At 61.4% G+C, this 26,419-nt stretch carries 20 protein-coding genes; 13 read left to right on the top strand and 7 right to left on the bottom strand.

The features are described 5' to 3' along the window. Positions 1-27: 27 nt before the first annotated feature. The 3 genes from HU765_RS18600 to HU765_RS18590 are packed head-to-tail and all read right to left on the bottom strand — an operon-like array spanning position 28 to position 4,986. Positions 28-1,932: an ATP-binding protein gene (locus tag HU765_RS18600; protein ID WP_186622190.1), complete on the bottom strand. Its 1,905-nt coding sequence runs from the start codon at positions 1,930-1,932 to the stop codon at positions 28-30. Next, the gene (locus HU765_RS18595; RefSeq protein ID WP_186622189.1) at positions 1,929-2,861 is read right to left on the bottom strand and encodes an ABC transporter substrate-binding protein; all 933 of its coding nucleotides are present in this window, start codon (positions 2,859-2,861) and stop codon (positions 1,929-1,931) included. The genes HU765_RS18600 and HU765_RS18595 overlap by 4 nt, the downstream gene beginning before the upstream one ends. A gap of 1 nt (position 2,862) precedes the next feature. Next, complete coding sequence (locus HU765_RS18590) at positions 2,863-4,986, bottom strand: TonB-dependent receptor (RefSeq protein WP_186622188.1); 2,124 nt, start codon at positions 4,984-4,986, stop codon at positions 2,863-2,865. A gap of 196 nt (positions 4,987-5,182) precedes the next feature. Between HU765_RS18590 and HU765_RS18585 the strand changes: the two genes are divergently transcribed. From HU765_RS18585 to HU765_RS18565, 5 genes are all read left to right on the top strand, one after another. After that, positions 5,183-6,208, top strand: a complete 1,026-nt coding sequence (locus HU765_RS18585; protein WP_186551743.1) for an NAD(P)H-dependent glycerol-3-phosphate dehydrogenase — start codon at positions 5,183-5,185, stop codon at positions 6,206-6,208. A 16-nt stretch (positions 6,209-6,224) separates the two neighbouring features. Beyond that, a complete protein-coding gene (locus HU765_RS18580) occupies positions 6,225-6,572 on the top strand; it encodes a DUF4389 domain-containing protein (RefSeq protein ID WP_186551744.1) in 348 nt (115 codons plus the stop codon). Then, complete coding sequence (gene sixA, locus HU765_RS18575) at positions 6,569-7,021, top strand: phosphohistidine phosphatase SixA (protein ID WP_186622187.1); 453 nt, start codon at positions 6,569-6,571, stop codon at positions 7,019-7,021. The genes HU765_RS18580 and sixA overlap by 4 nt, the downstream gene beginning before the upstream one ends. Positions 7,022-7,229: 208 nt before the next feature. Beyond that, on the top strand, positions 7,230-8,885 hold the full coding sequence (locus HU765_RS18570; protein ID WP_186622185.1) for an AMP-binding protein: 1,656 nt from the start codon (positions 7,230-7,232) through the stop codon (positions 8,883-8,885). A gap of 31 nt (positions 8,886-8,916) precedes the next feature. Beyond that, a complete protein-coding gene (locus HU765_RS18565; protein ID WP_186622183.1) occupies positions 8,917-9,360 on the top strand; it encodes a hotdog fold thioesterase in 444 nt (147 codons plus the stop codon). A 30-nt stretch (positions 9,361-9,390) separates the two neighbouring features. On the opposite strand, the gene HU765_RS18560 is transcribed toward HU765_RS18565, so the two are convergent. Continuing rightward, entirely contained in the window at positions 9,391-12,369 is a 2,979-nt protein-coding gene (locus HU765_RS18560; RefSeq protein WP_186622181.1) for an RHS repeat-associated core domain-containing protein, read from the bottom strand. Between the two features lie 221 nt (positions 12,370-12,590). Here HU765_RS18560 and HU765_RS18555 point away from each other — a divergent pair, with 221 nt between their 5' ends. The 4 genes from HU765_RS18555 (at position 12,591) to HU765_RS18540 (ending at position 16,284) form a co-directional block, all read left to right on the top strand. Beyond that, a complete protein-coding gene (locus tag HU765_RS18555) occupies positions 12,591-13,397 on the top strand; it encodes an alpha/beta hydrolase (protein ID WP_186622179.1) in 807 nt (268 codons plus the stop codon). Beyond that, positions 13,394-14,248, top strand: coding sequence for an alpha/beta hydrolase (locus tag HU765_RS18550; RefSeq protein WP_186622177.1), 855 nt, complete (start codon positions 13,394-13,396; stop codon positions 14,246-14,248). The genes HU765_RS18555 and HU765_RS18550 overlap by 4 nt, the downstream gene beginning before the upstream one ends. A gap of 103 nt (positions 14,249-14,351) precedes the next feature. Then, entirely contained in the window at positions 14,352-15,170 is an 819-nt protein-coding gene (locus HU765_RS18545; RefSeq protein WP_186622175.1) for a DUF4892 domain-containing protein, read from the top strand. A 70-nt stretch (positions 15,171-15,240) separates the two neighbouring features. Then, positions 15,241-16,284, top strand: a complete 1,044-nt coding sequence (locus tag HU765_RS18540; protein WP_186551752.1) for an AI-2E family transporter — start codon at positions 15,241-15,243, stop codon at positions 16,282-16,284. 713 nt (positions 16,285-16,997) lie between these two features. Here the strand turns inward: HU765_RS18540 and HU765_RS18535 are convergent. Both HU765_RS18535 and HU765_RS18530 read right to left on the bottom strand, forming a co-directional pair. Then, positions 16,998-18,044 (bottom strand): HAMP domain-containing sensor histidine kinase, encoded by a 1,047-nt coding sequence (locus tag HU765_RS18535; RefSeq protein WP_186622174.1) that lies wholly within the window; start codon positions 18,042-18,044, stop codon positions 16,998-17,000. Further along, a complete protein-coding gene (locus HU765_RS18530) occupies positions 18,044-18,793 on the bottom strand; it encodes a response regulator transcription factor (RefSeq protein ID WP_186552573.1) in 750 nt (249 codons plus the stop codon). Before HU765_RS18530 ends, HU765_RS18535 begins: the two co-directional genes overlap by 1 nt. Positions 18,794-19,086: 293 nt before the next feature. Between HU765_RS18530 and pyrF the strand changes: the two genes are divergently transcribed. Then, positions 19,087-19,785, top strand: a complete 699-nt coding sequence (gene pyrF, locus HU765_RS18525) for an orotidine-5'-phosphate decarboxylase (RefSeq protein WP_186552574.1) — start codon at positions 19,087-19,089, stop codon at positions 19,783-19,785. A 125-nt stretch (positions 19,786-19,910) separates the two neighbouring features. On the opposite strand, the gene HU765_RS18520 is transcribed toward pyrF, so the two are convergent. After that, positions 19,911-20,915 carry an NADP-dependent oxidoreductase gene (locus HU765_RS18520; protein WP_186622173.1) on the bottom strand — a complete coding sequence of 335 codons (1,005 nt, stop codon included), beginning with the start codon at positions 20,913-20,915 and terminating at the stop codon, positions 19,911-19,913. Positions 20,916-21,150: 235 nt separating this feature from the next. Between HU765_RS18520 and HU765_RS18515 the strand changes: the two genes are divergently transcribed. The 3 genes from HU765_RS18515 to HU765_RS18505 all read left to right on the top strand — a co-directional run bounded on the left by HU765_RS18515 (position 21,151) and on the right by HU765_RS18505 (position 25,571). Continuing rightward, positions 21,151-21,912, top strand: a complete 762-nt coding sequence (locus HU765_RS18515) for an SDR family oxidoreductase (protein ID WP_007917441.1) — start codon at positions 21,151-21,153, stop codon at positions 21,910-21,912. Between the two features lie 182 nt (positions 21,913-22,094). Next, the gene (locus HU765_RS18510; protein WP_186622172.1) at positions 22,095-23,495 is read left to right on the top strand and encodes a PLP-dependent aminotransferase family protein; all 1,401 of its coding nucleotides are present in this window, start codon (positions 22,095-22,097) and stop codon (positions 23,493-23,495) included. Positions 23,496-23,603: 108 nt separating this feature from the next. Further along, positions 23,604-25,571: a methyl-accepting chemotaxis protein gene (locus tag HU765_RS18505; RefSeq protein WP_186622171.1), complete on the top strand. Its 1,968-nt coding sequence runs from the start codon at positions 23,604-23,606 to the stop codon at positions 25,569-25,571. The last annotated feature ends 848 nt before the right edge of the window (positions 25,572-26,419 follow it).

The following is a 26,419-nucleotide window of genomic DNA, read 5'->3' as shown; positions in this document are numbered from 1 at the left end:
CAGTCGCAGATGGTCGAAAAACCGTCACTACTGCACCCAGCGCTGCAGAATCTGCTGTAGGTCGTTGCGTTTGAACGGCTTCGCCAGGTAATCGTTCATGCCCGCAGCCAGGCAGGCTTCCCGGTCGCCCTGCAAGGCGTTGGCGGTCAGCGCGATGATCGGTACGTCGCGGCGTCCGGGCAGTTCGCGAATCTGCCGCGTGGCTTCATAGCCGTCGATGATCGGCAGACGGCAGTCCATCAGAATCACCTCGAATTCGCCGCCCTCGGCACTGCGCACCGCTTGCGCGCCATCGGTCGCCACGCTGACGGCAAAACCGAGGCTGCGCAGCATCGCTTCGATCACGGTCTGATTGACCGGATTGTCCTCGACCAGCAACACCTGTCGCCCTTCACCCTGACCACTGCCGTTCAAGGCTCGTGGCGCAGCCTGTGGCGGCAGTGCCTGTTTATACAGCGCCAAAGGAATTTCCAGCGTGAACACCGAACCGCGACCTTCCTCGCTCTGCGCGCGCAAGGTGCCGCCCATGCGTTCGGCGAGGGTGCGCGCGATCGGCAAACCCAGGCCGGTGCCGCCATAACGCCGGGAAATCGAACTGTCGGCCTGCTGGAACGCGTTGAACATCAACTCCAGGCTTTCGGAAGAAATACCGATGCCGCTGTCGCGCACCGAACAGGTGAACCACAGCAGTTCATGATCGAGCGACTGCCATTGTGCTTCGATGCTGACCCGGCCCTGCTCGGTGAACTTCAGCGCATTGCCGACCAGATTGACCAGAATCTGCCGGATTCGGGTCGGGTCGCCCTGAACCTGCAAGCCGCGCATGTCGTCCGGGATCCGCAGGTTCAGCGCCAGTCCACGCTGCACAGCGCTGTGCTGGAACGACTGCGCACAGGCGCCGATCAGTTCGGCGAGGTTGAATGGAATGTGTTCCAGCTCCAGTTCCGAACGCTCGATCCGCGAGAAATCAAGAATGTCGTTGATGACCTTCAGCAGATGTTCGGTGGATTCTGACGCGAGTGCGGCGTATTCGACCTGCTCTTCGGTCATCTCGGTGGTTTCGAGCAATTGCAACATGCCCAGCACACCGTTCATGGGCGTGCGCAGTTCATGGCTCATCATCGCCAGGAAATCGGACTTGGCGTTGTTGGCCTTTTCCGCTTCCTCGCGGGTCTGGATCAGTTGCGCCATCGCCTGATGCTGCTCGCGGCTGGCCTGTTCCAGCGCCTGGGCGAGGTTGTTGATGTGCTGCGACAGCGCACCCAGTTCGGTGTCATCGACAATCGGCAACGGGGTTTTATAGTCGCCTTCCTGAATCGCCTTGACGGCATCGCCGATGTCGCGGATCGGCTGCGACAGGCTGCCGGCCAGGCGCCGCGCCAAAATAAACGTGAAGAGCAATGCGAACAGCGCGAGGATCGCGGCCTTGAACACGATTTCCTGCTGACGCTGGCTGAACGCATCGTTGGACAGGCCGACGATTACCCGGCCCAGATAATCCTCGCTGGCCCCGCTTTTGCTGACGTTGGCGTCCTGGAAAAAATCATTGTGCAAGGCAATCCGTTGCAGGCGCACCGGCGCCTGAAACACTTCGACCTGATGCGGACGGCTGTGGGCCGCCGCCGGTTGCTCGACGTACACGAGAATCCGGTTGGCGCTGTCCTGCACTTCCAGAAAACGCACATTGGGCGTGGCCAGGGTCGCTTTCAGCAGGCTCTCCAGCACTTCGTTGTTACCGGAAATCACTCCGTATTCGGTGGCAGGCGCCAACTGGTTGGCGATCAGTTGGCCGGTGTGGTTCAGCTCCTGGCGCAGATCCTGAATCCGCACGAAGGTAAAGAAACTGATCAGCAGCAAGGTCAGCAGCAAGGCCGGGCCGAGGCTGATCAGTTGGGTGCGGGTGTTGATGTCCCAACGGCGACGGAAAGTCATGGGCGCGGTTCTCCTTCGGCCAGCGCAGTGGCGGCAGACGCTTCATTGAGCGGTTCGATGCCTAAGGAACGAGCCACTTGCGCATTACTTGAGACTTTGAATCGCTCGGGATAGAGCGCGCGCGGCCAGGATGCCGGCGGCTGGTCGAGCAAGCGGTCGAGGATGCTCAGCCAATCGCTCTGATCGCTGTAGGTGCTGGCCAGGCTGCCGGCGCGTACGAACGCAACGTTGGGGCCGACCAGGGCCACCTGTCGCGAGTAGCTGCTGAGCAGCAGGTTTTTCGCGGTTTTCGGGTTGTACAGATTGGGATCGTCGAGGCCCAGCAATACATCGCTGTTTTTCAACAGCGCTTGCAAGGGCCGGCTGTCATGGGTGTCGTCCCAGCGCTCGCTGACGATGTGCAGGTTCAACGGTTGCGCGGCCAGGTTCAGCTCTTTGAGCAGGAACTCGCTGTGCTGATCGAACAGCACGCCGACCCGTCGGGCCTGCGGCAATATCCGCCGGATCAGTTGCAACTGTCGGCTCAGCGGCGGATCGCTCCACAGCAGGCTCAAGCGCGCCGGCTGTGAATCACCAAAGCGCTGCCGTGCCTGCAAGCGGCTGATACGCAGCACCAGCGTGGCCGGGCCTTGTGAGTCTTGCCGGCGCCAATCCAGCGCGGGCAGGTCGAGCAGGATCAAGCGCAGGCTCGCCGGCAATTTGCCCGCCGCCGGCAGACTCGCCAGCGGCTGGAAGCGCACGTTATCGGTGGGCCGCAATTCGCTGAGCGCCTGAACGAACGCCTGCACGCCGGGGCTTTCCTCGGCACCGGTCAGCAGAATATCGGCTGCCTGCACCGCGACGCCGTGCAGCCATGCCGTCACAAACAGACAGAATCCGGCCAGCCAGTGGCCGGCGCTTGGCATCTTCCGTGACAGGCCGTTGCGCATGCTAGAACTCCAGCTCGGCACTGAAGTACATCAATCGGCGCTCGTCATCGTTGTTATCGACAAAAGTGCTCGGCTCGTGATCGAGGCGCTGCTGCAACACCCCGGCCAGTTGCAACTGCGCCTTGCCCAGCGGGATACGTTTGGCGATGCGTGTGTCGATCCGTTCGAAGCGGTAGCCATTGAGGGCGTTGTCGCCGTAATAGAAGACGGCGCTGTTCCAGCCGTGCCCCCAATCGCGCAGCCAGCCGGCGGAACCGCTGTTGCGCGAGGTGAACTGCTGATCCAGCGGATTGCTCGCCTGGGCATCGACAAAGGCATAGGTGAAACGCAAGCGGTCGGCCACGCTCACGCGCCAATCCAGTTGGGTTTCCGTGCCGCGAAAGCGTGAGCTGTTGGCGTTGCTGGCAATGTACTGGTTGTTGCGCAGCGGCTCGCTGATCATCCCGGTGATTTCGTCATAGAACAGCTTCACATCCAGTGCCAGGCCGAGTTCGGCGAAGTAGCCGTTGTAACCCAATTCCCGCGAGCGCATGTGTTCCTGATCGAGATCGCCGGGGCCGCGGGTCTGGACGAAATAACGCGCCGACGACTGTCCATACGCCGAGGGCCGCAGCTTGCTGACCTGATAGCTCCAGTTGACGTTGTTCTCGAACATGTCCGGCGAGCGAATCGCTTCGGAGTACACCGCACGCAGGCCGTGGCGCGGGTTGATCAGGTAGTTGATCGCGAAGCGAGGGGTCAGCGAACTGCCGACCAGTTGCGTGTCCTCGAACATCGCCCCGCCCTGTAAAAGCCAATGTTCACTGGCTCGCCACTCGAGTTGGCCGAAGGCGCGCCAAGTGGTGTCGTCGAGCGTGCCGTTGAAATACGTTTCGGAGTCGGCGCGGTCGTAGCGATAGTTCATGCCGCTGACCAGACGCAAGCTGTCGGACAGGCTGAGGGTGTCCTGCAATTCAATGTCGTAGCGCGATTCCCGGGCGCTCTGGTCGATGTCACCGCACAGGGTTCGACTGGCGCCGTTGCGCCATTGACCGAGCACTTGATTGGCCAGCGCCATCTCCTGCGGTGTGCCGGGTGCCGCGCCGGGGCCGGTGAATTGGCTGATGTTGCGCGCCAGGCGTTCGGTGTAGTTGGGGTTCAGTTGCCACAGTTGCGCCAGTTGCGGGCTGAACGAGACCTCGGCGTCGCAGGCGCGCCAGGTCTGCTGACGATCCCAGTGTTGGACCGAGCCTTGTACGTAAAGGCTGTGTTCGGGGTTGATGTCGAGGTTCCAGCGCACCGAGCCGGCGTAATCCTTGGCCACCACGTCGGAATTATTCCCGGCGGCGGTAATCCCTGAGAACACCGGGCGGTAGGTATAGGGCCGCTGATTGCTGCCGTCCTTGGCGTTGAGTTGCCAGTCGAGGCTCTGGTCATCGCTCAGGGTGTGACTGACGGCGAGACTCAGGCGATTCAAGCGGCGGCTGTCGCGGTAGTCGGCGCCGCTGCGATCGCTGTCGAAACCGTCGTCCTCCTGGCCGGACAGCGACAGGCGCAGATCGCCGCCGTTCCAGCCGGTACCCTGGCTCGCATAGAAATCGCTGATGCCGCGCTGGCCGCGGGTGTACTTCAGCCGCGTGCCATGGCTGTCCGCGGGGTGGCGGGTGATGATGTTGATCACCGCCATCAGCGCGTTGGCGCCGTAGCTGACGGTGTTCGGCCCGCGAAACACTTCGATGCGTTCGACGTCTTCCACGGCCACCGGAATATCGCTCCAGTCCACCGTGGCCAGGCCTGCGCGGTACACCGAGCGGCCATCGATCAACACCTGCATGCGCCGCGCGCCGGTGGCATTGGTGCCGTGGTAATTGACCGCGGCCTGATTGCCGTTGAGGTGGCCGACCATCATCCCCGGAACCAGGCGCAGCAGTTCGCTGATGTCACGGGCACCGCTGGCGCCGATCAGTTCGCTGTCGAGTACGGTCATGCTCCCCGGCACTTGTGCCGGCGTCTGTTTCAGGCGCGTGGCGGTCAGCACCTGCGGCAGCGTCTGGCTGTCGACAAACAGATCGTCGGCCTGCAGCAACGGGCTGAACAGCAGCGCCAGCAGCACAGACAAACGCGGTGGGGGAGGGCCAAAAAACACAACGCAGCCTATAGAGCGAAGAATTGGCGCGCATGTTAACCGAGGGCAGCGACTTTTCCAGTCACGTTGTAGGCATTTTCCTAGGTTTTATTGGTCTTCTTCCTACAAGTGCCGGTAATTGACGCAGGGGCTGGCCGCGACCGGGTCGCCCCGTATAATGCCGGCATCGCCACTGGTATGGATTAACGGATTGCATATGACTGAACAGCGCCCGATTGCGGTCCTGGGAGGCGGAAGTTTTGGTACCGCCGTGGCCAATCTGTTGGCCGAGAACGGCCATCAAGTCCGGCAGTGGATGCGTGACCCCGAGCAGGCCGAGGCCATCCGGGTCAACCGCGAAAACCCGCGTTACCTCAAAGGCATCAAGATTCTGCCGGGCGTGACTGCCGTCACCGACCTGCAGGCCACCCTCGACGCCTGCGAGTTGTGCTTCGTCGCGCTGCCGTCCAGCGCACTGCGCACGGTGCTCGCCGCCCACGCCGAGCGGTTGAGCGGCAAGATGCTGGTCAGCCTGACCAAAGGCATCGAAGCCCAGACGTTCAAACTGATGAGCCAGATCCTCGAAGAGATCGCCCCGCAGGCGCGCATTGGCGTGTTGTCCGGGCCGAACCTGGCGCGGGAAATCGCCGAACATGCGCTGACCGCGACGGTGGTCGCCAGTGAAGACGAAGCGCTGTGCAAGCAGGTGCAAGCCGCGCTGCACGGTCGCACCTTTCGTGTGTACGCCAGCGCCGACCGCTTTGGTGTCGAGCTGGGCGGGGCGCTGAAAAATGTCTACGCGATCATCGCCGGCATGGCGGTGGCGCTGGACATGGGCGAGAACACCAAAAGCATGCTGATCACCCGCGCTCTGGCGGAGATGACCCGTTTTGCGGTGAACCAAGGGGCCAATCCGATGACTTTCCTCGGCCTGGCCGGGGTCGGTGATCTGATCGTTACCTGTTCCTCGCCCAAGAGCCGCAACTATCAGGTCGGTTTCGCCCTCGGCCAGGGCCTGAGCCTCGACGAAGCCGTGTCGCGCCTGGGGGAAGTCGCCGAAGGGGTCAACACGCTCAAAGTGCTCAAGGCCAAATCGCAAGAGGTCGGCGTGTACATGCCGCTGGTCGCCGGGCTGCACGCGATACTCTTCGAAGGACGCACGCTGGAGCAGGTGATCGGTCTACTGATGCGCGCCGAGCCGAAAACCGACGTCGATTTCATTTCCACCAGCGGTTTCAACTGAGTCAACGGGAAGAGCCATGAACGATCCGAAAACCGAAGCCAAGTACGAATCCATCCTCCTGCGGGTGTTGTGGATGATTGTCTATGTGCTGGTCTGGCAAGTGGCGCAGTTCATCCTCGGCGCCGTGGTGCTGGTGCAACTGATCTACCGTCTGATCTACGGCGCGCCGAGCGCCAGCCTGATGAATTTTGGCGACAGCCTGAGCCAGTTTCTCGCCCAGATCGGCCGTTTTGGCAGTTTCCACAGCGACCAGAAACCCTGGCCGTTCGCCGACTGGCCAACGCCGCGCACCCCGGAAGGCGAAGCGCCGCACACCGTCGCCCCGGCCGCGCATCCGGTGCGCGATGAGGAGCCCAAGCTATGAAACTCTGGGTGCTGCGTCATGGTGAGGCGGTGCCTTACGGCTCGAAGATCGATTCCGAGCGGGAACTGACCGGACACGGCCGTAAAGAAGTCCTGAGCAGCGCCGCTCATTTAATGGGGCAGCCGTTGACGGCGATCTACGCCAGCCCTTATCTGCGCGCGCAGCAAACCGCGCAGATTGTTCGCGACGCGTTGGGCTTCGAGCCGGAGATTCGCACCGTCGAGTGGCTGACACCGGAGAGCGATCCGGACAAAGTCGCCGAGCAATTGGTCTCGGTCAGCAATGTATTGCTGGTCAGCCATAACCCTTTGGTGGGCAATCTGCTCAGTTACCTGCAGCATGGCGCCGGGCAACCGCCGGAGTGGGTCAGTACGGCGGGGCTGGCGGAGCTTGAGCACGGTGAACTGCTGATTGGCTCGATGAAGCTCAACAGCCTCAAACACCCTTAAGGCATACACCGCTCCCCTTGTAGGAGTGAGCCTGCTCGCGATGGCGGTGTGACAGGCAACATCGCCGCTGACTGACACACCGCCATCGCGAGCAGGCTCACTCCTACAGAGGCTATCTGCATCTGAAATTATTTGTTTGAAAAATCCAACCAAGCACTTGCTTGGTTGACTACGCTTGCTCCAGACCAAAAAAACAGGAGCGAGTCGCATGTCTGCCGCCTTCCGTTTGCCGCTGGATGTGTTTTACGAACGCGAAGCGCGGCACCCGCGCCAGCGCTTCCTTGTGCAGCCCATCGGCGGCGGGCAGGTCGAGACACTGACCTGGGCCGACGTCGGCCATCAGGCCCGTTGCGCCGCGCACTGGCTACGCGCCCGCGAATTGCCGTCCGGCAGTCATATCGCGCTGATCTCGAAAAACTGCGCGCACTGGATCATTGCCGACCTGGCGATCTGGATGGCCGGACACGTCTCGGTGCCGCTGTACCCCAACCTCACGGCCGAATCGGTGGCGCAGGTGCTCACTCACTCGCAAAGCGCGCTGGCGTTCATCGGCAAACTTGATGACTGGGCGGGCATGTCCGAAGGCGTGCCGGTGGGTTTGCCAACCATCAGCCTGCCGCTGCATCCGCCCGGCGCGTTCGATTTCAGTTGGGCGGACCTGCAAGGTTGTTCGCCGATTCAGGACGACCCGCGTCCCGCCGCCGAGCAACTGGCGACCATTATTTACACCTCCGGCACCACCGGCCTGCCCAAGGGCGTGATGCACAGTTTCGCTAATCTTGGTTTCGCCACCAGTCGCGGCACGCAGTTGTTCGGTCTCAACGAGAATGACCGGCTGCTGTCGTATTTGCCGCTGTGCCATGTCGCCGAACGCATGTTTGTAGAGCTGGCGTCGATCTACACCGGGCAGACGGTGTTTTTCGCTGAGAGCCTCGATACTTTCATCATCGACCTCAAGCGGGCGCGGCCGACCGCGATGTTCGGCGTGCCGCGCATCTGGACCAAGTTCCAGATGGGCGTGTACAGCAAGATCCCGGCGAAACGTCTGGATTTTCTCCTCGGCCTGCCGTTGATTGGCAAACGGGTCGGGCACAAGGTGCTGGCGGGTCTGGGGCTGGATGCCTTGCGCGTGGCGCTGTCCGGCGCCGCGCCCGTGCCGCCGACCCTGCTCGCCTGGTATCAGAAACTCGGCCTCGATGTGTTGGAGGTCTACGGCATGACCGAGGGTTGCGGCTACTCGCATATCTGCCTGCCTGGCGAGTACCGGCAAGGCTGGATCGGCAAACCTTGTCCGGAGGTCGAAGTGCGCATTGATGCGTCCGGCGAAGTGCAAGTGCGCAGCCGGGCGAACATGCTCGGCTATTTCAAGGAACCGCAAAAAACCGCCGAGACGCTGACCGAAGACGGCTTTCTGTGCACCGGCGACAAGGGCGAGCAGGACAGCGAAGGGCGCCTGCGCCTGACCGGGCGGCTCAAGGAAATCTTCAAGACCAGCAAGGGCAAGTACGTCGCGCCGGCACCGATCGAGAATCGCCTGGCGGTGCATTCGCGAATCGAACAGGTCTGTGTGGTGGGCGATGGTTTGAGTGCGCCGTTAGGCTTGTGTGTGCTGTCCTCGGTCAGCCAGGACGAGGGGCGCGTGAGTCTGCAGACGAGCCTGGAAAAACTGCTGGAGGAGGTCAACGCTGTGCTCGACAAGCATGAGCGCCTGCACCGGCTGGTGGTGGTCAAGGACAGCTGGGCCGTGGAAAACGGCTTTCTCACGCCGACCCTGAAAATCAAGCGCAACGTGATCGAAGACCGTTATGGCGCCCGTTTCGAAGAATGGAGCGAGCGCCGCGAGGCAGTGCTGTGGCAGGATTGAGCGACGACTAAAACAACAAGGGAAGTCTGCAATGAGCCTGTGGCGTACGATTCCAAACATCGAGCAGTTGAACGCGATCCAGAAAAATACCATTGGTGAAGTGCTCGACATCCGCTTCGAAGCATTCGACGAGCAGTCGCTGACGGCGAGCATGGTCATCGATCATCGCACTCACCAACCGTACGGTTTGCTGCACGGCGGCGCCTCGGTGGTGCTGGCGGAAACCGTCGGTTCGATGGCCAGTTATCTGTGTATCGATGCCAGCAAATTTTACTGCGTGGGGCTGGAGATCAACGCCAACCATCTGCGCGGCTTGCGCAGTGGACGGGTGACAGCGGTGGCCACGCCGATTCACATTGGCCGCACCACCCATGTCTGGGATATCCGCCTGACCAGCGACGAAGGCAAGGCCAGTTGCGTGTCGCGCCTGACCATGGCGGTGGTGCCGCTGGGAGAGCAGCCGCCGCTGCGGTGAGGGCAGCGGTAAGGCGATAGCATCACCTGCTTAAAAGTTGAGTTGCGCTCGGGAATATTTTCGCTGACCAGGACTGGTTTCGCTAACAAAGTAGACTTGGTCGACGTCGGTTGGTGGGCTTTCGCGGACAATACCGGCGCCGACCTGGTCTTTTTCAAGGTCCCAGGCCGTTGTGCCCAGTTCTGCGCTCAGGCCAGGCTTGGCAATCGTGACAAACGTCGAGCGTATGTCGCCGATCGCGCTCACGACTGCACGGCTCACCGCCGTTCGGGTGTGTGGGTCCAACGTGTCGTAGCCAGGGATCTGTGATAAAGCCAGATTGGCGACCTGCCCCAACGATAAAAAGAAATGACGGCTGCTGTAGCCGACCACGGCGTTCTCCTGATTGAAGGTCGGTTCGCGATCATTCGAGGGGATGGTCGGGGTTCCCCTCAGCCCTCTCACGACTGAGGCAGCGGCAGCACTGGCAGCCGTGACTGCCGAGACGGAAAGAACGGACTGCAACACATTTCCGGTTGCATCCGTGCCAAACAGCGTTGAGCCGCCGAACCCGGTGGCGCCTGCTGCCAACCCTGCGCCAGCTACGCTGGCCGCTCCCGTGAGCGGATCGACACGGCCCACAGCGGGGTTGCTCGGGCCGGCATTGGCCAGATACTGCGCCGACATTTCACGAAACAGGGTACCGAAGGCGCTGCCAATCTGGCCCGCCGCGGCTGCATTCCCGCGTGGATCGAGCATGCCGAGCAGGGACGGCGCGGCGCCCAAGGCCGCACCTATTACAGCACCGCCGATTTTCGCAGCCAGAGGTCCCCAATCTGCCGGGGAACTGATGTGCATAGAGCTTTGCGCCCAGTTGGCACCGGCATAGCCGCTTATGCCACCCGTTACGGCACCCGCCAAAGCACCTCCAATGCTCACCGCAACGTTCGCCGGCGGCAGGAAACCCACGAATGCCGCTTGCGCGGCAGTGGCAAAAGCTGCGCTGACAAACTCTCGCGTGGCTGTCGCACCCGCTGCCCTGGCGGTATCCAATCCGGTCAGTCCTTGGCGGTCGACAAACCTGACGGGATTGCCGCGCACCATCAAGTATCGATTCATACCATCGGTGATGCCCACCGGATCCGGGCTGATCCAGCGCATCAACCAAGGCGCATAGAAGCGCTGGCCATAATAATAAAGGCCGGTGGCATCAAGCTCCTGGCCTGCGTAGCGGCGGGTCTTGTAACGGGCCTGTAGCTGATCGGGCCCTGCCCACCACGAGGTGCCACCGTAGGGAAAATAGTTCTCTTCACAAATAGTGTTGCCCTGATCGTCGAGCACCAGCACGTTCGAGCCCAGATGATTGCTGAACTGGTAGCGATACTGATCGGCAACCATGCCCTCGGTAGCCCAGTGCAGGACTTCAACAGCACAACGTCCTGCCTGCACTGAAATGACGTGCAAGGTTTCATCGGCTCTATTGCGTATTTCCAGCTCTGGCAGATAGCGCGTTTCATGCAGTTGCATGATTGCTGCCGTTTGTACGAGGCGGACTTTGCGCTTGCGCTGACCCGCGCCGTCGTACACATAGCGTTCGCAGTCGTTTGCAGCATCCTTGCGCCTGACCTGATCGACCTGGAGCAATCGTCCGCCAGCACTCCACTGCAATATCTGGCCGGACTGGAGCGTTTTCCGGTTGCCGTTGATATCGAAGCCGGCGGCAATTTCCAGTTCGTCGGGCAGTGTGCCGCTGATCGTTTGTTCCATGCCGCGATTGCTGTATCTGGAAATCGCCGTGCGCTGCGTCCAACTCTTGCTTGCGGCACTGTGAACCAGGGTGGTGAGGTTGCCGGCCTCATCATAGGTGTACGTCTGGCGGTAGTTTTCGAGCTGGGCGGAATCTGGTGGAGAGCTGAAGATCGGCTCCGCGGGACCATTGACCGTGCTGCTTCGTTGCCAGCCCGTGGCACCGATCAATTGGTAGAGGCTGTCATAAATAAACGACGAAACAGGGTTGATTGTCTGGTTGCGAAAAAAGCGCGTGGGCTGGGCCATATCCTCGACACTGAGGATGTTGCCGACTGGATCGTAGCGATAGAGCAGATGTTGCAGGGCAGGGCGCCCGTCCGTTCTGGCAATGATCTCAACAAGTCGACCGCTCTGTGGATCGTAGAAATTCTGGCTTATCACGCCATTGGCGGCCGCTTGGCGCACCACCTGATCGTCCGCGTTGTACTGGATGTCGTGCAGCAACAGTCTGGGATGCGAGTCTTGCGCGACTTTCAGACTGATTTGCTTGAGTTGTCCGGCGACGTTCAGTTGGAGTCGCTTTTGATTGCTCATGGCGTCTTGCTGGCTGATCGTCTCCCCCAAGGCGTTATAGCAGACATGGGTAGTTGCACCACTCCCGGACTCGTGGAGCAGGTCTCTTTCCGCCAAGGCTGGCGGCCAGTCCGGCTCGTTAATTTCACTGAGAAAATGCCGTACACACCTGATTGGCTCACCGTTGAGGGTGTATTCAGGAAAAAACTCGCTTCCAGCACTGTCATCATGGCGAATCATGCGGTCGCATTGGTTGTGCGCTGCGCACGATGGCGAGGTGTCGCCGTAACTGAAAAAACCGCTGTTTCTGGCACTTGTGCCCAGTACCTGTTCAACGAGACTGATGGGACGCAGCCGCAAGTCATAGAAGGTCAGCGTCTGCGTCATCTGCCCGTCCCACTCGATGAGGCGTTGTCCTGCCGCGCCTGGCAAGGTCAGCCGAAGTGCGCCATCAACACTGTCGCTTGAAAGGGACCGGCCGGAGAGGCTGGAAATCAACTTCAGGTTTGGGCGGGCAACCGGTTCGCGCTGTTGCAGCGCATACAGGCGTGGATCGCAGGCGTCAGTCAGTCGACCGGCAGCGTTGTAGCGTTGGCGATAAATACGCGGGTCGGTCGGCCCACCGGGGGTTTCACGACAATAGGACACCGTGGCAATGTTCAGCCCACGTGAATCCATCACGGAAACCGTCGGTGTATGCGTGTGCATGAAGCAGCCATCCCGAGTTCGTGGACCTGATTCGTTTATCGTGCACAGGAAGCCAGCGGTCAACTGTCAGAAATTACAGGTCGTCGAAGTTTGCGACGACTGGCCTGACGTCAGTATGGATAAAACAACATCGCCACTATTCGTGGCCGTTACGGTCATTGCTGTCCGCGCGGGTCTTGCGGACAATCATCCTCATGTTTTCGCCCACTGGATTTGCCCGCATGTCGCAACCGATCTTTTTCGCCCACGCCAACGGCTTTCCCTCGGGCACCTATGGCAAGTTGTTCGCGGCGCTGGCGCCCGAGTACCGGGTTGCACATCTACAGCAGCACGCCCATGACCCGCGTTTTCCGGCGGATGACAACTGGCACAACCTGGTCGATGAACTGATCCATCACTTGCAGCAGCAGGACCAACCGGTGTGGGGCGTCGGTCATTCCTTTGGTGGCGTACTCCATTTGCACGCGGCGTTGCGTTGTCCTGAGCTGTATCGCGGGGTGGTGATGCTCGATTCGCCAGTGCTGACCCGCACCGATCAATGGGTGATTCGTGCGGCCAAGCGCTTCGGGTTCATCGACCGGCTGACCCCGGCCGGGCGTACGCTCGGGCGTCGTGAAGAGTTCGCCGATCTTGACAGCGCACGCAGTTACTTTGCCGGCAAAAGCCTGTTTCGCGGTTTCGACCCCGAATGCTTCGATGCCTACCTGCAACACGGGCTGCATCGGGTAGACGACAAGCTGCGGCTGCGTTTCGACCCGGCCACTGAAATCAGCATTTATCGCGGCGTGCCGCACACCAGTCCCGGGCGCACCCGGCAATTGCAGGTGCCGCTGGCCGTGGTGCGCGGACACAAAAGCCGTGTGGTGATGCGTCACCACACCCGTTTTGTTTCGCGTCTGCCACAAGGCGAGGCGCTGAGCATGCCCGGCGGGCACATGTTTCCGCTTGAGCGCCCGCAGGACACCGCGCGGTTGCTCAAGAGTCTGTTCGCTCGCTGGGAAAGCCGTCAGGCTCAGGATTGCGCATGAGCCCGACCTTCGAAGAAGTGCGTCTGAGCTTGCCGCATATCGAACTGGCGGCGCATTTGTTCGGCCCCGAGAACGGCTTGCCGGTGATCGCCCTGCACGGCTGGCTCGATAACGCCAACAGCTTTGCCCGCCTGGCGCCCAAACTCAAAGGCTTGCGCATCATTGCGCTGGACATGGCCGGACACGGACATTCCGGGCACCGGCCGAACGGCGCCGGCTATGCGCTGTGGGATTACGCCCACGACGTTTTGCAGGTCGCCGAGCAACTGGGCTGGAAGCGTTTCGGCCTGCTCGGGCATTCGATGGGCGCTATCGTGTCGATGGTGCTGGCGGGGTCGCTGCCGGAGCGGATCAGCCATCTGGCGCTGATCGATGGGGTGATTCCACCGACCGACAAAGGCGAAAACGCTGCCGAGCGGATGGGCATGGCCCTGCAAGCCCAACTGGATCTGCGGGAAAAACGCAAACCGGTCTACACCACCCTCGACCGAGCGATCGAAGCGCGGATGAAAGGCCTGGTGGCGGTCAGTCGCGAAGCGGCCGAGCTGCTGGCCCAGCGCGGTCTGATGCCGGTGCCCGGCGGTTATACCTGGCGCACCGACAATCGCCTGACCCTGCCATCGCCGCTGCGCCTGACCGAGGAACAGGCGATGGCGTTCGCGCTTCGAGTCAGTTGTCCGGCGCACCTGGTGGTTGCGGCTGATGGCATGCTGGCCAGGCATCCCGAATTGCTGGAGCGTCTGCCCTTTAGCCATAATCGGTTGCCGGGCGGGCACCATTTGCACCTGAACGACGAGGCCGGCGCGGATCTTGTCGCAGACTGTTTCAATCGCTTCTTCGCCATTCCTTGACTTGCTGCGGGCAACTGCCGAGGCTGGGCGGGTTGAAATGGGAGATAACCACGATGGATGTCTACACCGCTGCACCCCCGATTTGCCACGCCTTGGCGATCCGATGAGCCTGACCAAGCGCTCACTCAGTCTGCTGGCGCTGTGTTCTATCAGTTGCTTTTCGTTCGCCGCGGATGTGCCGGGCAGTCAGGATTTGCCGATCGTGCCGCGTCTGGCCGATGCGCAGATCGTCGACTATCGGCCTGCCGTCGAGCTGGAAAGAATCTATCCGCTGGGTTCGATCCGCAAGATCAGCGGCCAACTGCGCTTCGACGGGCAAGTGACCGCGCGTGGCCAGACCACTTCGGTGACCTACGAGTTGCCGCCCGAACATTCCGCTACCGAAGCATTCACCGCCGCTCGCCAGGCCCTGCAAAAGCAGGATGCCGAGTTGCTGTTCTGGTGCCAGGCCCGCGACTGCGGGGAGAGCAGCCTGTGGGCCAACGAGGTATTCGGCAATGCCAAGCTGTACGGTTCCGATGAGCAACAGGCTTACCTGTTGCTGAGGCTGGCGGCGCCGAGGGACAACACACTCGTGGCGCTCTACAGCATCACGCGCGGCAATCGCAAAGCCTATCTGCACGTCGAACAGTTCGAGGCGAACGCGCCGTTGGGCGAGTTGCTGCCGACCTCGGCGACCTTGTTGCGTCAGCTCAAGAGTACCGGCGAGCTGGATTTCCCTGATCGAGTGGATGAGCCGGGTGAGCCCTGGTTACGCTTGATTTCCCGCAGCCTCAATCTCGACACTACCTTACGGGTCACGGTCTCCGGGCCCAAGGCCGAAGCCTGGCGCCAGGCGCTGATCAATCAGGGCGTACGCGCGGCACGCATGGAAACCGGTAATCTCGAAGGCGCCGGACTGCGCATCCACCTGTTGCGATAAGCTGTATCGGCGAATACCCGCGAGGATGTTCGCCTACTCTTGGCCTGACTGACTATTTTCGAGACCCTCCATGCTCAATAACGATCGCCTGCTGGTGCAGATTCTGCTGCTGGTGTTGTTTGGTGCCAGCCTGTGGGTGATGGCGCCGTTCTGGTCGGCGCTGTTCTGGGGTGCGGTGCTGGCATTCGCCAGCTGGCCGCTGATGCGGCTGTTGACCCGTTGGCTCAATGGCCGTGAATCGCTGGCCGCGGCGATCCTGACACTGGGCTGGATGTTGCTGGTGGCGGCGCCGCTGGTGTGGCTGGGGTTCAACCTGGCCGATCATGTCCGTGATGCCACGGCGTTCATCAAGGATGTGCAGGTCGACGGTCTGCCGGAGGCGCCGACCTGGCTCGGCGGTGTGCCTTTCGTCGGTGAGCGGCTGGTGGGCATGTGGGACAGCATCGATCAGCAGGGCGCGGCGTTGATGGTCTCGATCAAACCCTATCTGGGTCAGGTCGGTAATTGGTTGCTGGCGCGCAGTGCGCAGATTGGCGGCGGGATTCTCGAGCTGACGCTGAGTATCGTCTTCGTGTTCTTTTTCTACCGTGACGGGCCGCGGCTGGCGGCGTTCGTGCACAGCCTGCTCGAACGGCTGATCGGTGATCGTGCCGGGTACTACATCGAGTTGGTGGCCGGTACGGTGCAACGGGTGGTCAATGGCGTGATCGGGACCGCGGCGGCGCAGGCGGTGCTGGCGTTGATCGGCTTTTTTATTGCCGGGGTGCCGGGGGCGCTGGTACTGGGGATCGTGACGTTTCTGTTGAGTCTGATTCCGATGGGGCCGCCGCTGGTGTGGGTCCCGGCCACCGCCTGGCTGGCGTGGAAGGGCGAGTACGGGATGGCGGTGTTTCTCGGGATCTGGGGGACGTTCATCATCAGTGGCGTGGACAATGTGCTCAAGCCGTATCTGATCAGCCGCGGGGGGAATCTGCCGCTGGTGATTGTGTTGCTCGGGGTGTTTGGCGGGTTGATTGCGTTTGGGTTTATCGGGTTGTTTATCGGGCCTACGTTGTTGGCGGTGGCTTATAGTCTGTTGACCGACTGGAGCAAGAGTCAGGCTCGGGTGGTTTAGGGCTTGGCGACCTTTGGGCCGGCCAGGCTTTGGGTTGTTTGGGGTACATATCCGTTGCTGCGGTACCGGCTGCTCAGGGTTCCGCCCTTACGGCGGGTGGCTTTGGGGGCCCAAAGTAACCAAAGGCCTTTTACCCTGACGTGCGGCCCCTCGCTGTGGCTCGGGGTGCCTTCGCTGCGGGATCGATCCGGGCGCAGCGTCTCCGGTTTGCTTCGCTGCACCTCCTTCCGCTGTGTACGACTGCGTCGTACGGTCGCTGCGCTCCCACGCCCGGATCAATCCCGGAACGAAGCCTGCCGACGGGCACCGTGCATCAAGATCAAGAGCCTTACTCGAGCTAACGCTCATTGTGTTGAGTGGTTGGGAGCTAACGCGGCTGCTTTGCTTTTGCTTTTCTGTGGGAGCGAGCCTGCTCGCGAAGGCGGCCTGGCAGCCGACCTGCCTCTTGCAGATGTACACCGCTCCAAACTGTAGGAGTGAGCCTGCTCGCGATAGCGCCGGTACAGACACCATTTGCTTCGAAGATAAACACAGTCCCTGTGGGAGCTGGCTTGCCAGCAAAGGCGGCCTGACAGCCGACCTGTCTCTTGCAGATGTACTCATTTCAAGTGTGGGAGCGAGCCTGCTCGCGAAGAGGCCGTCAAACCCCACAGAGATATTGAATCAACCGATGCCTTCGCAAGCAGGCTCGCTCCCACATGACTGGGTGAGGCTCAGCCCCGTGGCAGGCGAACAATGGCGGTCAAACCGCCGCCCGGAGTTTCTTCCAGATTCAATTGCCCACCCAACCGCTGCGCCGCCTCTCGGGCAATGGTCATGCCCAGGCCCACCCCCCCTGAGTTGCGGTTACGCGAACCTTCCAGCCGATAAAACGGTTCGAAAACGGCCTCGCGCTTGTCCTCGGCAATCCCCGGGCCGTGGTCGATCACGCGGATCAGCAGCTGCCCAGGCAGGTCTTGCAGTTCAATTCGCGCCTGCCCGGCATAGCGCAGGGCGTTGTCCAACAGGTTGTTGATACACGAGCGCAGCGCCATCGGTTGCACCGGCAAGGGATGGCAATGGCCGCTGACGTGTACGTCCGCGCCTTGGTCCTGGGCGTTTTCGCACAGTGATTCGACCAGTGCCTGCACGTCCATCAACTGCAGTGCTTCGCTGGTACGTTGTTCGTGCAGATACGTCAGGGTGGCATCGAGCATGTCGATCATGTCGTCGAGGTCCTGGCGCATCTGGCTTTGCAGTTTGTCGTCGCTGATGTTTTCCAGGCGCAGTTTCAGGCGTGACAGCGGTGTGCGCAAATCGTGGGAGACGGCGCCGAGCATGCGTGCGCGTTGTTGTACCTGTTCGCGAATGCGCTGTTGCATCAGGTTGAAGGTGTACGCCGCTTGCCGCGCTTCCCGTGGCCCGGATTCGTCGAGTGGCGGGCTGTCGAGGTCTTCGCTGAGGCGTTCGGCGGCGTCGCTCAAACGCTGGATCGGGCGGCTGAGCAGTTTGGCGCCATACCAGGCCGCGATCATCAAGGTGATGAACTGGAAAGTCAGCGGTACGACCGGGCCACCGAACCAGGGACGCGGACGTGGCGGGTAGCGGGGGTCGTGTGCGGGTGTTTGCCCGTCGATACCTTGGGAAAACGGCGCAGAGGGCGGCGGCGGGGGCGGGCCGTAGAGCTTGAACCAGGTGAACGCCAGCAGATGCGCCAGGACGATGGCGACAAACAGCACGCCAAACAGGCGGCCGAACAGCGTGTCCAGGCGCAGCCGCATCAGCCGATGTCCCGCGCGTCGAACAGGTAACCCTCACCGCGTACGGTCTTGATCAGGTGCGGAGCTTTCGGGTCGTCGCCCAGTTTCTGCCGCAAGCGCGAGACCAGCAAATCGATACTGCGGTCGAACGCTTCGATCGAGCGGCCACGGGCGGCATCGAGCAGTTGCTCGCGGCTCAGCACTCGGCGCGGGCGTTCGATGAAGACCCAGAGCAAGCGAAATTCGGCGTTGGACAGCGGGACCACAAGGCCATCGTCGGCCACCAGTTGGCGCAGCACGCTGTTCAGGCGCCAGTTGTCGAACCGGATGTTCGACCGCTGTTCGCTGCGGTCATCGCGCACGCGGCGCAGGATGGTCTGGATGCGTGCGACCAGTTCGCGCGGTTCGAACGGTTTGGCCATGTAGTCATCGGCGCCCAGTTCCAGGCCGATGATGCGGTCGGTCGGTTCGCAACGTGCGGTGAGCATCAGGATCGGGATGTCCGATTCGGCGCGCAGCCAGCGGCACAGCGACAAGCCGTCTTCGCCGGGCAGCATCAGGTCGAGGACGACCACGTCGTAGCGCTCGGCCTGCATGGCCTGACGCATCGCTGCGCCGTCGGTGACGCCGCTGGCGTGGATGTTGAAGCGGGCGAGGTAGTCGATCATCAGCTCGCGGATCGGCACGTCGTCGTCGACGATCAGTGCGCGGATGCTCCAGCGCTTGTCGTCTTTCGGCTCGTCCGTCGCAGTCGCAGGGTTGTTGTGCATGGGATGTTCATCTGCCAGTAGGCCGCCACCACAAAGATGGGCCGCGAGGTTGTGGTTTCAGCATAGGCGTCCACCCAAGAGGCGGGAAGTGCTGATGTAAGGGCGTGTTGCGGCTGGCGAGGCTAGCGCCGACGCTTGTTGATCAGATGTCGGCTGTGTATCGGAGTCGACACAATAGCAGCGGGCGCTATGCTGATCACGGTCGGCGCGACGATTTACCGATCATCGGGTGCCGCGCCGCCGCCGGTTCCGCTACAATGCGCGCCGATTTCGACCTGCCTGAGAGCCCATTCATGTCCGCCTGCCAGACTCCTATCATCGTCGCCCTGGATTTCCCCACCCGTGACGCCGCACTGAAGCTGGCCGACCAGTTGGACCCGAAGCTGTGCCGGGTCAAAGTGGGCAAGGAGCTGTTCACCAGTTGTGCCGCGGAAATCGTTGGCACCCTGCGTGACAAGGGCTTTGAAGTCTTTCTTGATTTGAAATTCCACGACATTCCCAACACCACGGCGATGGCCGTGAAAGCCGCCGCGGAAATGGGCGTGTGGATGGTCAACGTCCATTGCTCCGGTGGCCTGCGCATGATGGCCGCCTGCCGTGAAGAACTGGACAAGCGCAGCGGCCCGCAACCGCTGCTGATCGGCGTGACCGTGCTGACCTCTATGGAGCGCGAAGATCTGGCCGGTATCGGTCTGGACATCGAGCCGCAGGAGCAGGTGCTGCGGCTGGCGGCACTGGCCGAGAAGGCCGGGATGGACGGTCTGGTGTGTTCGGCGCTGGAAGCCCAGGCGCTGAAAACCGCGCACCCGTCGTTGCAACTGGTAACCCCGGGGATTCGTCCGGCGGGCAGCGCGCAGGACGATCAGCGCCGTATTCTGACCCCGCGTCAGGCGCTGGATGCCGGTTCCGATTACCTGGTGATCGGCCGTCCGATCAGCCAGGCGGCGGATCCGGCCAAGGCATTGGCTGCGGTTGTAGCCGAAATCGCCTGAGTAACACCGCAAAGCCAATGTAGGAGTGAGCCTGCTCGCGATAGCGGTGTGTCAAACAACGTTAATGTTGGCTGACACACCGCTATCGCGAGCAGGCTCACTCCTACATTTGGTCCGCGGTGGTTTTAGATTTTCAACACCAACTTGCCAAAGTTCTCGCCGCTGAACAGTTTCATCAGCGTCTCCGGAAAGGTTTCCAGGCCTTCGGCGATGTGTTCTTTGCTCTTGAGCTGCCCCTTGGCCATCCAGCCGGCCATTTCCTGTGCGGCACTGGCGAATTGCGCGGCATAGTCCATCACCACAAACCCTTCCATGCGCGCACGGTTGACCAGCAGTGACAGGTAGTTGGCCGGGCCTTTGACCGCCTCTTTATTGTTGTACTGGCTGATCGCACCGCAGATCACGACCCGTGCCTTCATGTTCAGGCGGCTGAGGACCGCGTCGAGAATATCGCCGCCAACGTTATCGAAGTACACGTCGACGCCTTTCGGGCATTCGCGTTTAAGGCCGGCCACGACCTCTTCGGATTTGTAGTCGATAGCGCCGTCGAAACCCAGCTCGTCGATCAGGAATTTGCACTTGTCGGCGCCCCCCGCGATGCCGACCACGCGGCAGCCTTTGATCTTGGCAATCTGCCCGGCAATGCTGCCTACCGCGCCGGCCGCGCCGGACAACACCACGGTGTCGCCAGCCTTGGGCGCGCCGACATCCAGCAGGGCGAAGTAGGCGGTCATGCCGGTCATGCCCAGGGCTGACAGATACACCGGCAACGGTGCGAGTTTCGGATCGACCTTGTAGAAACCTCTTGGCTCGCCGAGGAAAAAATCCTGCACGCCAAGGGCACCGTTGACGTAGTCGCCGACGGCAAATCCCGGATTGTTCGACGCGACGACTTTTCCCACGCCCAGCGCGCGCATGACCTCACCGATAGCGACCGGCGGAATGTAGGACTTGCCTTCGTTCATCCAGCCGCGCATGGCCGGGTCGAGGGACAGGTATTCGTTCTTGACCAGGATCTGTCCCGCCGCCGGCTCGCCGACCGGCACTTCCTGAAAAGTGAACGTCTCGCGGGTGGCGGCGCCGACGGGGCGTTTGGCGAGCAGGAACTGGCGATTGGTCTGGTTGGTCATGACTGGCACTCAAACGGAATGAAGCCTTGTTGATAGTCCTTCGGCAGCGATGTCGCAAGGTTGGCCGATGCGGCGAATGCATCCCGATCCAGTGCAGTGATAGTCCCCGCCACAGGTTAATCACTGTGGCGCATGAGGACCCAAACAGCCTTCTGATAGTGCTGACGCGGCGTAATCCCATGTCGCTATGCTGTGGCGCTACTCACCCTGCCACTTTGCGTTCGAGGACATAACAATGAGCATGACGTTTTCCGGTCAGGTTGCCGTCGTCACCGGTGCTGCCAACGGGATTGGCCGCGCGACGGCCCAGGCGTTCGCTGCCGAAGGGCTGAAAGTGGTGGTCGCCGATCTCGATGCGGCCGGGGGCGAGGGCACCGTGGCGCTGATTCGTACGGCGGGTGGCGAAGCGACCTTCGTGCGCTGCAACGTTACGGTCGAAAGCGAAGTGAAAAATCTGATGGACGAGGTCATCAATACTTACGGCCGTCTCGACTATGCATTCAACAACGCCGGAATTGAGATCGAGAAAGGCAAACTGGCCGAGGGCTCGATGGATGAATTCGACGCGATCATGGGCGTCAACGTCAAAGGCGTCTGGCTGTGCATGAAGTATCAACTGCCGTTGCTGCTGGCTCAGGGCGGCGGGGCGATCGTCAACACGGCGTCGGTTGCCGGATTGGGCGCGGCGCCGAAGATGAGTATTTACGCGGCGTCGAAGCACGCAGTGATCGGCCTGACCAAATCGGCGGCGATTGAATATGCGAAGAAGAAAATCCGTGTCAACGCCGTTTGCCCGGCCGTGATCGACACCGACATGTTTCGCCGCGCCTACGAGGCTGATCCGAAAAAAGGCGAATTCGCCAATGCGATGCACCCGGTCGGCCGCATCGGCAAGGTCGAAGAAATCGCCAGCGCGGTGCTGTACTTGTGCAGCGATGGCGCAGCCTTCACCACGGGGCATTCGCTGGCGGTGGATGGTGGTGTCACCGCGTTCTGAGCGACGCTGCTATACAGAACCCGCATTCGTGCGGGTTTTTTGTTCCTGCCAGGTTCCATGATCCGTTAAACAATGTGTATCAAATAGTTAGAACGGTCGCTTTTGGCGGCGTTGTCGCACAGCCTGTACGGCGTGGCTGTGATTTACTGCGCCCAGCAAAACGGACAGGAGTTTGCGCGCTCATGGAATTGAGAATTGACCGACAGGCAATGGTGCCGGTCGTACAGCAGATTGTGGACGGACTGACTGACTGGATCCTGCAGAGCGGTGTCCCGCCCGCCACCCGTCTGCCCTCCGTTCGGCAAATCGCCCGAGGCAATCTGCTTAGCCAGTCATGCGTGGTGGAAGCGTGCGAGCGTCTGGTATCGCAGGGGGTTTTGACGGCACGGCAGGGCGCGGGGTTTGTCGTGGCGGCATCGCCATCGACGCTCAACGCCGAGGAAGAGCTGGCGCCTTTCCTTGGGCGACACGCCTGGTGCGATGCCGTCTGCGCAGTCGCAGGTGGGTTGAAACTGGGCGCCGGCGGCTTGCCGCAGAGCTGGCGCGAGCCCGACGACCTCAGCTATGCGCTGCGTGAAGTGGCGCGTACCGATATGGCCAGTCTGTTCAACTACAGTTCGCCGTTGGGCCTGCCCGCATTGCGCGAACAAATTGCCAAACGCCTCAAGACCTTGAATATCGAGGCGCGCAGCACGCAGCTGTTGAGCACTGGCGGCGCCAGTCACGCACTCGACCTGATCGTGCGCACCTTGTTCAAGACCGGTGATTGCGTGGTAGTCGAAACCCCCGGCTATGCGCCGCTGTTCGAGCTGCTGCGCTTGCATGGGGTGCGCATGCTTGAAGTCCGGCGTACGCCGAGCGGGCCGGACCTCGACATGCTCGAAGCGTTACTGCGTCAGTATCAGCCCAGCGCGCTCTTCATCAACAGCCACCACCACAATCCCACCGGCAGTTGCCTCACGCCGGCCGTGGCCCAGCACATTCTGCAATTGAGCAAGACTTACGATTTGCGGGTGATCGAGGATGACGTCTACGCCGATTGGCACACCGGTAATGGCGTGCGTCTGGCGGCGCTGGACGACGATGGACGAGTGATTTACGTCGGCAGCTTCTCCAAGACCCTGAGCAGCTCCTTGCGGGTCGGCTTTGTCGTTGCCGAGAGCGAACTGGTCACGCGGCTGGCTCAGGTGAAGATGATCAGTGGCCTGGGCTGCTCAAGGTTTTGCGAAGCGGTATTGACCAGCCTGATGGCAACGGGCGCTTACCGAAAACTGGTGCAGCGCCAGCGCCAGCGCCTGAATGCCGATCGCGCCGCAGCCTTGCAGGCGCTGGAAGACGCCGAGTGGGAGATTTTCGGTAAACCGGTTGGCGGGTTGTTCATTTGGGCGCGCTCGCGGATGAACGACCAGGAAGGCGTGCGCCAACAGGCTCAACGCTGCGGTGTCGTGCTGTCAGCCGCTGACGCCTACAGCCCCAGTGGCGAAACCGGCGATTGGCATCGCATCAATGTGGCCTATGCCTGTGACCCGCGCGCCCGACAGTTTTTTCGCAGTACCGCTGTGGATCGACCTCAAGCGTTCTGAAAACGACGCGGGCGTAGCTTTTTGCCATTATTCCGACGCCAGAGACTTGTGCTGGTTCAAGCCCGTTGCGAATCTTCGGCAATAGACTTTGGCTGGGGACTACGCGCAATGATTTCCGCCGTGCAAGGACGTTTCGCCAACCTCGGTATGGCAACCAAACTGGGTATCGGCTTTGTGCTGGTGTTACTGCTGACCGCACTGGTGGCAGCCATTGGCGTCTGGTCCCTGCAAACCATCAGCCTGCGTTTCGACGGGCTGAAGCAGATGTCGTCGCTCAATAGCGGTTTGCTCAAGGTGCGCCTGCTCGAACAGGAATATGCCTTGCGCGGCAGCCCGAAAACCGCCGACGCCTTGCGTGAAGGCGTGGACGGACTGGTGGCCCTGGCCGGTGAACTCAAGGCGCAAACGCCGGCCAATGTGCCGGTGATGACTGATGTCGAGCAAGCACTGGGGGCCTATCGCAAGGCGTTTGACGAGTTCGTCTCGCTGAGCCAGGCCAAGGACCTGGCGTTGGAAATGGCCAGTTGGTCGGTGTCCAGCGTGGCTAACAATCTCGATGTACTGCAAGCCGGGCTGGCCGACGATGGTGCCTATACCTTGAAAGACACCGAGGGCAAGGACGGCGCCCAGTTCATTGAGCAGGCGAATCAGGTCAGCCAGGTATCGCGGCTGATGCTGCAAGCGATGAACGAAGCGCACGTCCGTCTCGATCAGAGCCGCAAGGGCGACGCCGATAACGCCGGCGAAGGCAACATCGAACAGGCCGCTCAGGCACAGGCGCAGGCCGAAGCGCTGAAAAGCACGGTCAAGGATGAGGGCTATCTGACCGTGCTCAATGAAGTGTCGGGACACATTGCCGGATTCAACGACAAACTGGCGGAGTACACCGGTTTGCTGGCACAGGAAAAAACGGTTTACACACAACTGCATCAGCGTGCCGCGCAAGTGGTGGACCGGGTAAACCAGGCCTATGTCGCCGAGGATGCCGCGATGCAGGCCGAGCTGAAGAAAAACACCCTGCTGATCATCGCTTCCTCGGCACTGGCGCTGTTGGTCGGGTTGATCGCTGCATGGGTCATCACACGCTTGATCGTCGCGCCATTGCGCCATGTGATTGCGGTGGCGCAGCAGATCGCGGCCGGGGATCTGACGGCGACGGTTGAGGTGAACCGTCGTGATGAGATGGGCCAATTGATGTTGGCGATGCAGCAGATGGGCGCGGGTCTGGGCACGATTGTCAGCGGCTTGCAGGCGGGTATCGAGCGCCTGGCCGGTTCGGCGCAATCGCTGTCGGCGGTCACCGAGCAGACCAATCTGGAAGTCAGCAGTCAGAAGGAAGAAACCGAGCAAGTGGCCACGGCCATGAATCAGATGACCGCGACCGTGCATGACGTTGCGCGCAATGCCGAAGAAGCGGCGCAGGCTGCACAGACCGCCGAGGGCAAGGTCGAGAGCGGTCAGCAGGTGGTGCGGCAAAGCATGGAGCGTATTGAGCAATTGGCCGATTCGGCCACCTCGGCCAGTTCCAGTATCGAAAGCCTCAGTGCCGAAATCCAGAATATCGGTACGGTGCTTGGAGTGATCAAGAGTGTCGCTGAGCAGACCAACCTGCTGGCGTTGAACGCGGCGATTGAGGCGGCTCGGGCCGGGGAGCAGGGCAGGGGTTTTGCCGTGGTGGCTGATGAGGTTCGCGCGCTGGCACGGCGCACGCAGCAGTCGACCGAGGAGATCGAGCGACTGGTCAGTGCCTTGCGCGCGGCGGCGCAGTCGTCGGTGCAGCAGATTCGCAGCAGTGGCGAGTTGGTGAAGCTGGCGGTCAGCGATGCCTTGCAGACCGAGAGTGCGCTGGGCAGCATTGCGGCGGCGGTGTCGTTGATTCAGCAGATGAATCAGCAGATTGCTGCGGCGGCGGAGGAGCAGAGTTCGGTGGCCGAGGAGATCAATCGCAGTGTCACCAGTATTCGGGCGAGTGCGGATCATTCTTCTGTGGCGATGCGCGGGAATGCGGCTTCCAGCGTTGAGCTGGCGCAGTTGGGGGTTGAGTTGAAATCCATGGTTGGGCATTTTCGGCTTTGACTTGGCGGCCTTTGGGCCGACCAGGCTCTTGGGGTTTTGGGTGAATATCCGTTTTTGCGGTGTTGCGGCTGGCGGTTTCGCCCTTACGGCGAGTCCCTTTTTCAGACGCCAAAAAGGAACCAAAAGGCTTTGCCCTGACGTTCGGCCCGCTCGCTGGGGCTCGGGGTTCCTTCGCTCCGGGATCGATCCGGGCGCAGCGTCTCCGGTTTGCTTCGCTGCACCTCCTCTCGCTGTGTTTGGCTGCGCCAAACGGTCGCTGCGCTCCCACGCCCGGATCAATCCCTGCGCTCAGCCTTCCGACGGGCTCCACGATCAAGAGCGGTACTCGAGCTAACGCTCATTGTGTTGAGTGGGGCGGCTTCGCCGCGAGGGGCTGGACTGGTTTGCGTTGCTTTGCGTTGCTTTGCTTTGCTTTGCTTTGCTTTTGTGGGAGCGAGCCTGCTCGCGATGGCGCCTTCACAATCACCTCCTTTCTCCCGGATACCCGCAACCTCTGTGGGAGCTGGCTTGCCAGCGAAGGCGGCCTGACAGCCGACCTGTTTCTTGCAGATGTACACCGCCCCAAACTGTAGGAGCGAGCCTGCTCGCGATGGCGGCTTCACAATCACCCCATTTCTTCCAGATACCCGCAATCCCTGTGGGAGCTGGCTTGCCAGCGAAGGCGGCCTGACAGCCGACCTGTTTCTTGCAGATATACACCGCCCCAAACTGTAGGAGCGAGCCTGCTCGCGATGGCGCCTTCACAATCACCTCCTTTCTCCCGGATACCCTCAACCTCTGTGGGAGCTGGCTTGCCAGCGAAGGCGGCCTGACAGCCGACCTGTTTCTTGCAGATGTACACCGCCCCA

It is taken from the genome of Pseudomonas sp. SWRI81 (assembly GCF_014268545.1).
Classification (GTDB): domain Bacteria; phylum Pseudomonadota; class Gammaproteobacteria; order Pseudomonadales; family Pseudomonadaceae; genus Aquipseudomonas; species Aquipseudomonas hamedanensis.
The sequence above is the reverse complement of the archived record's forward strand: the minus strand, read 5'-3'. Positions and strand labels throughout refer to the sequence as shown.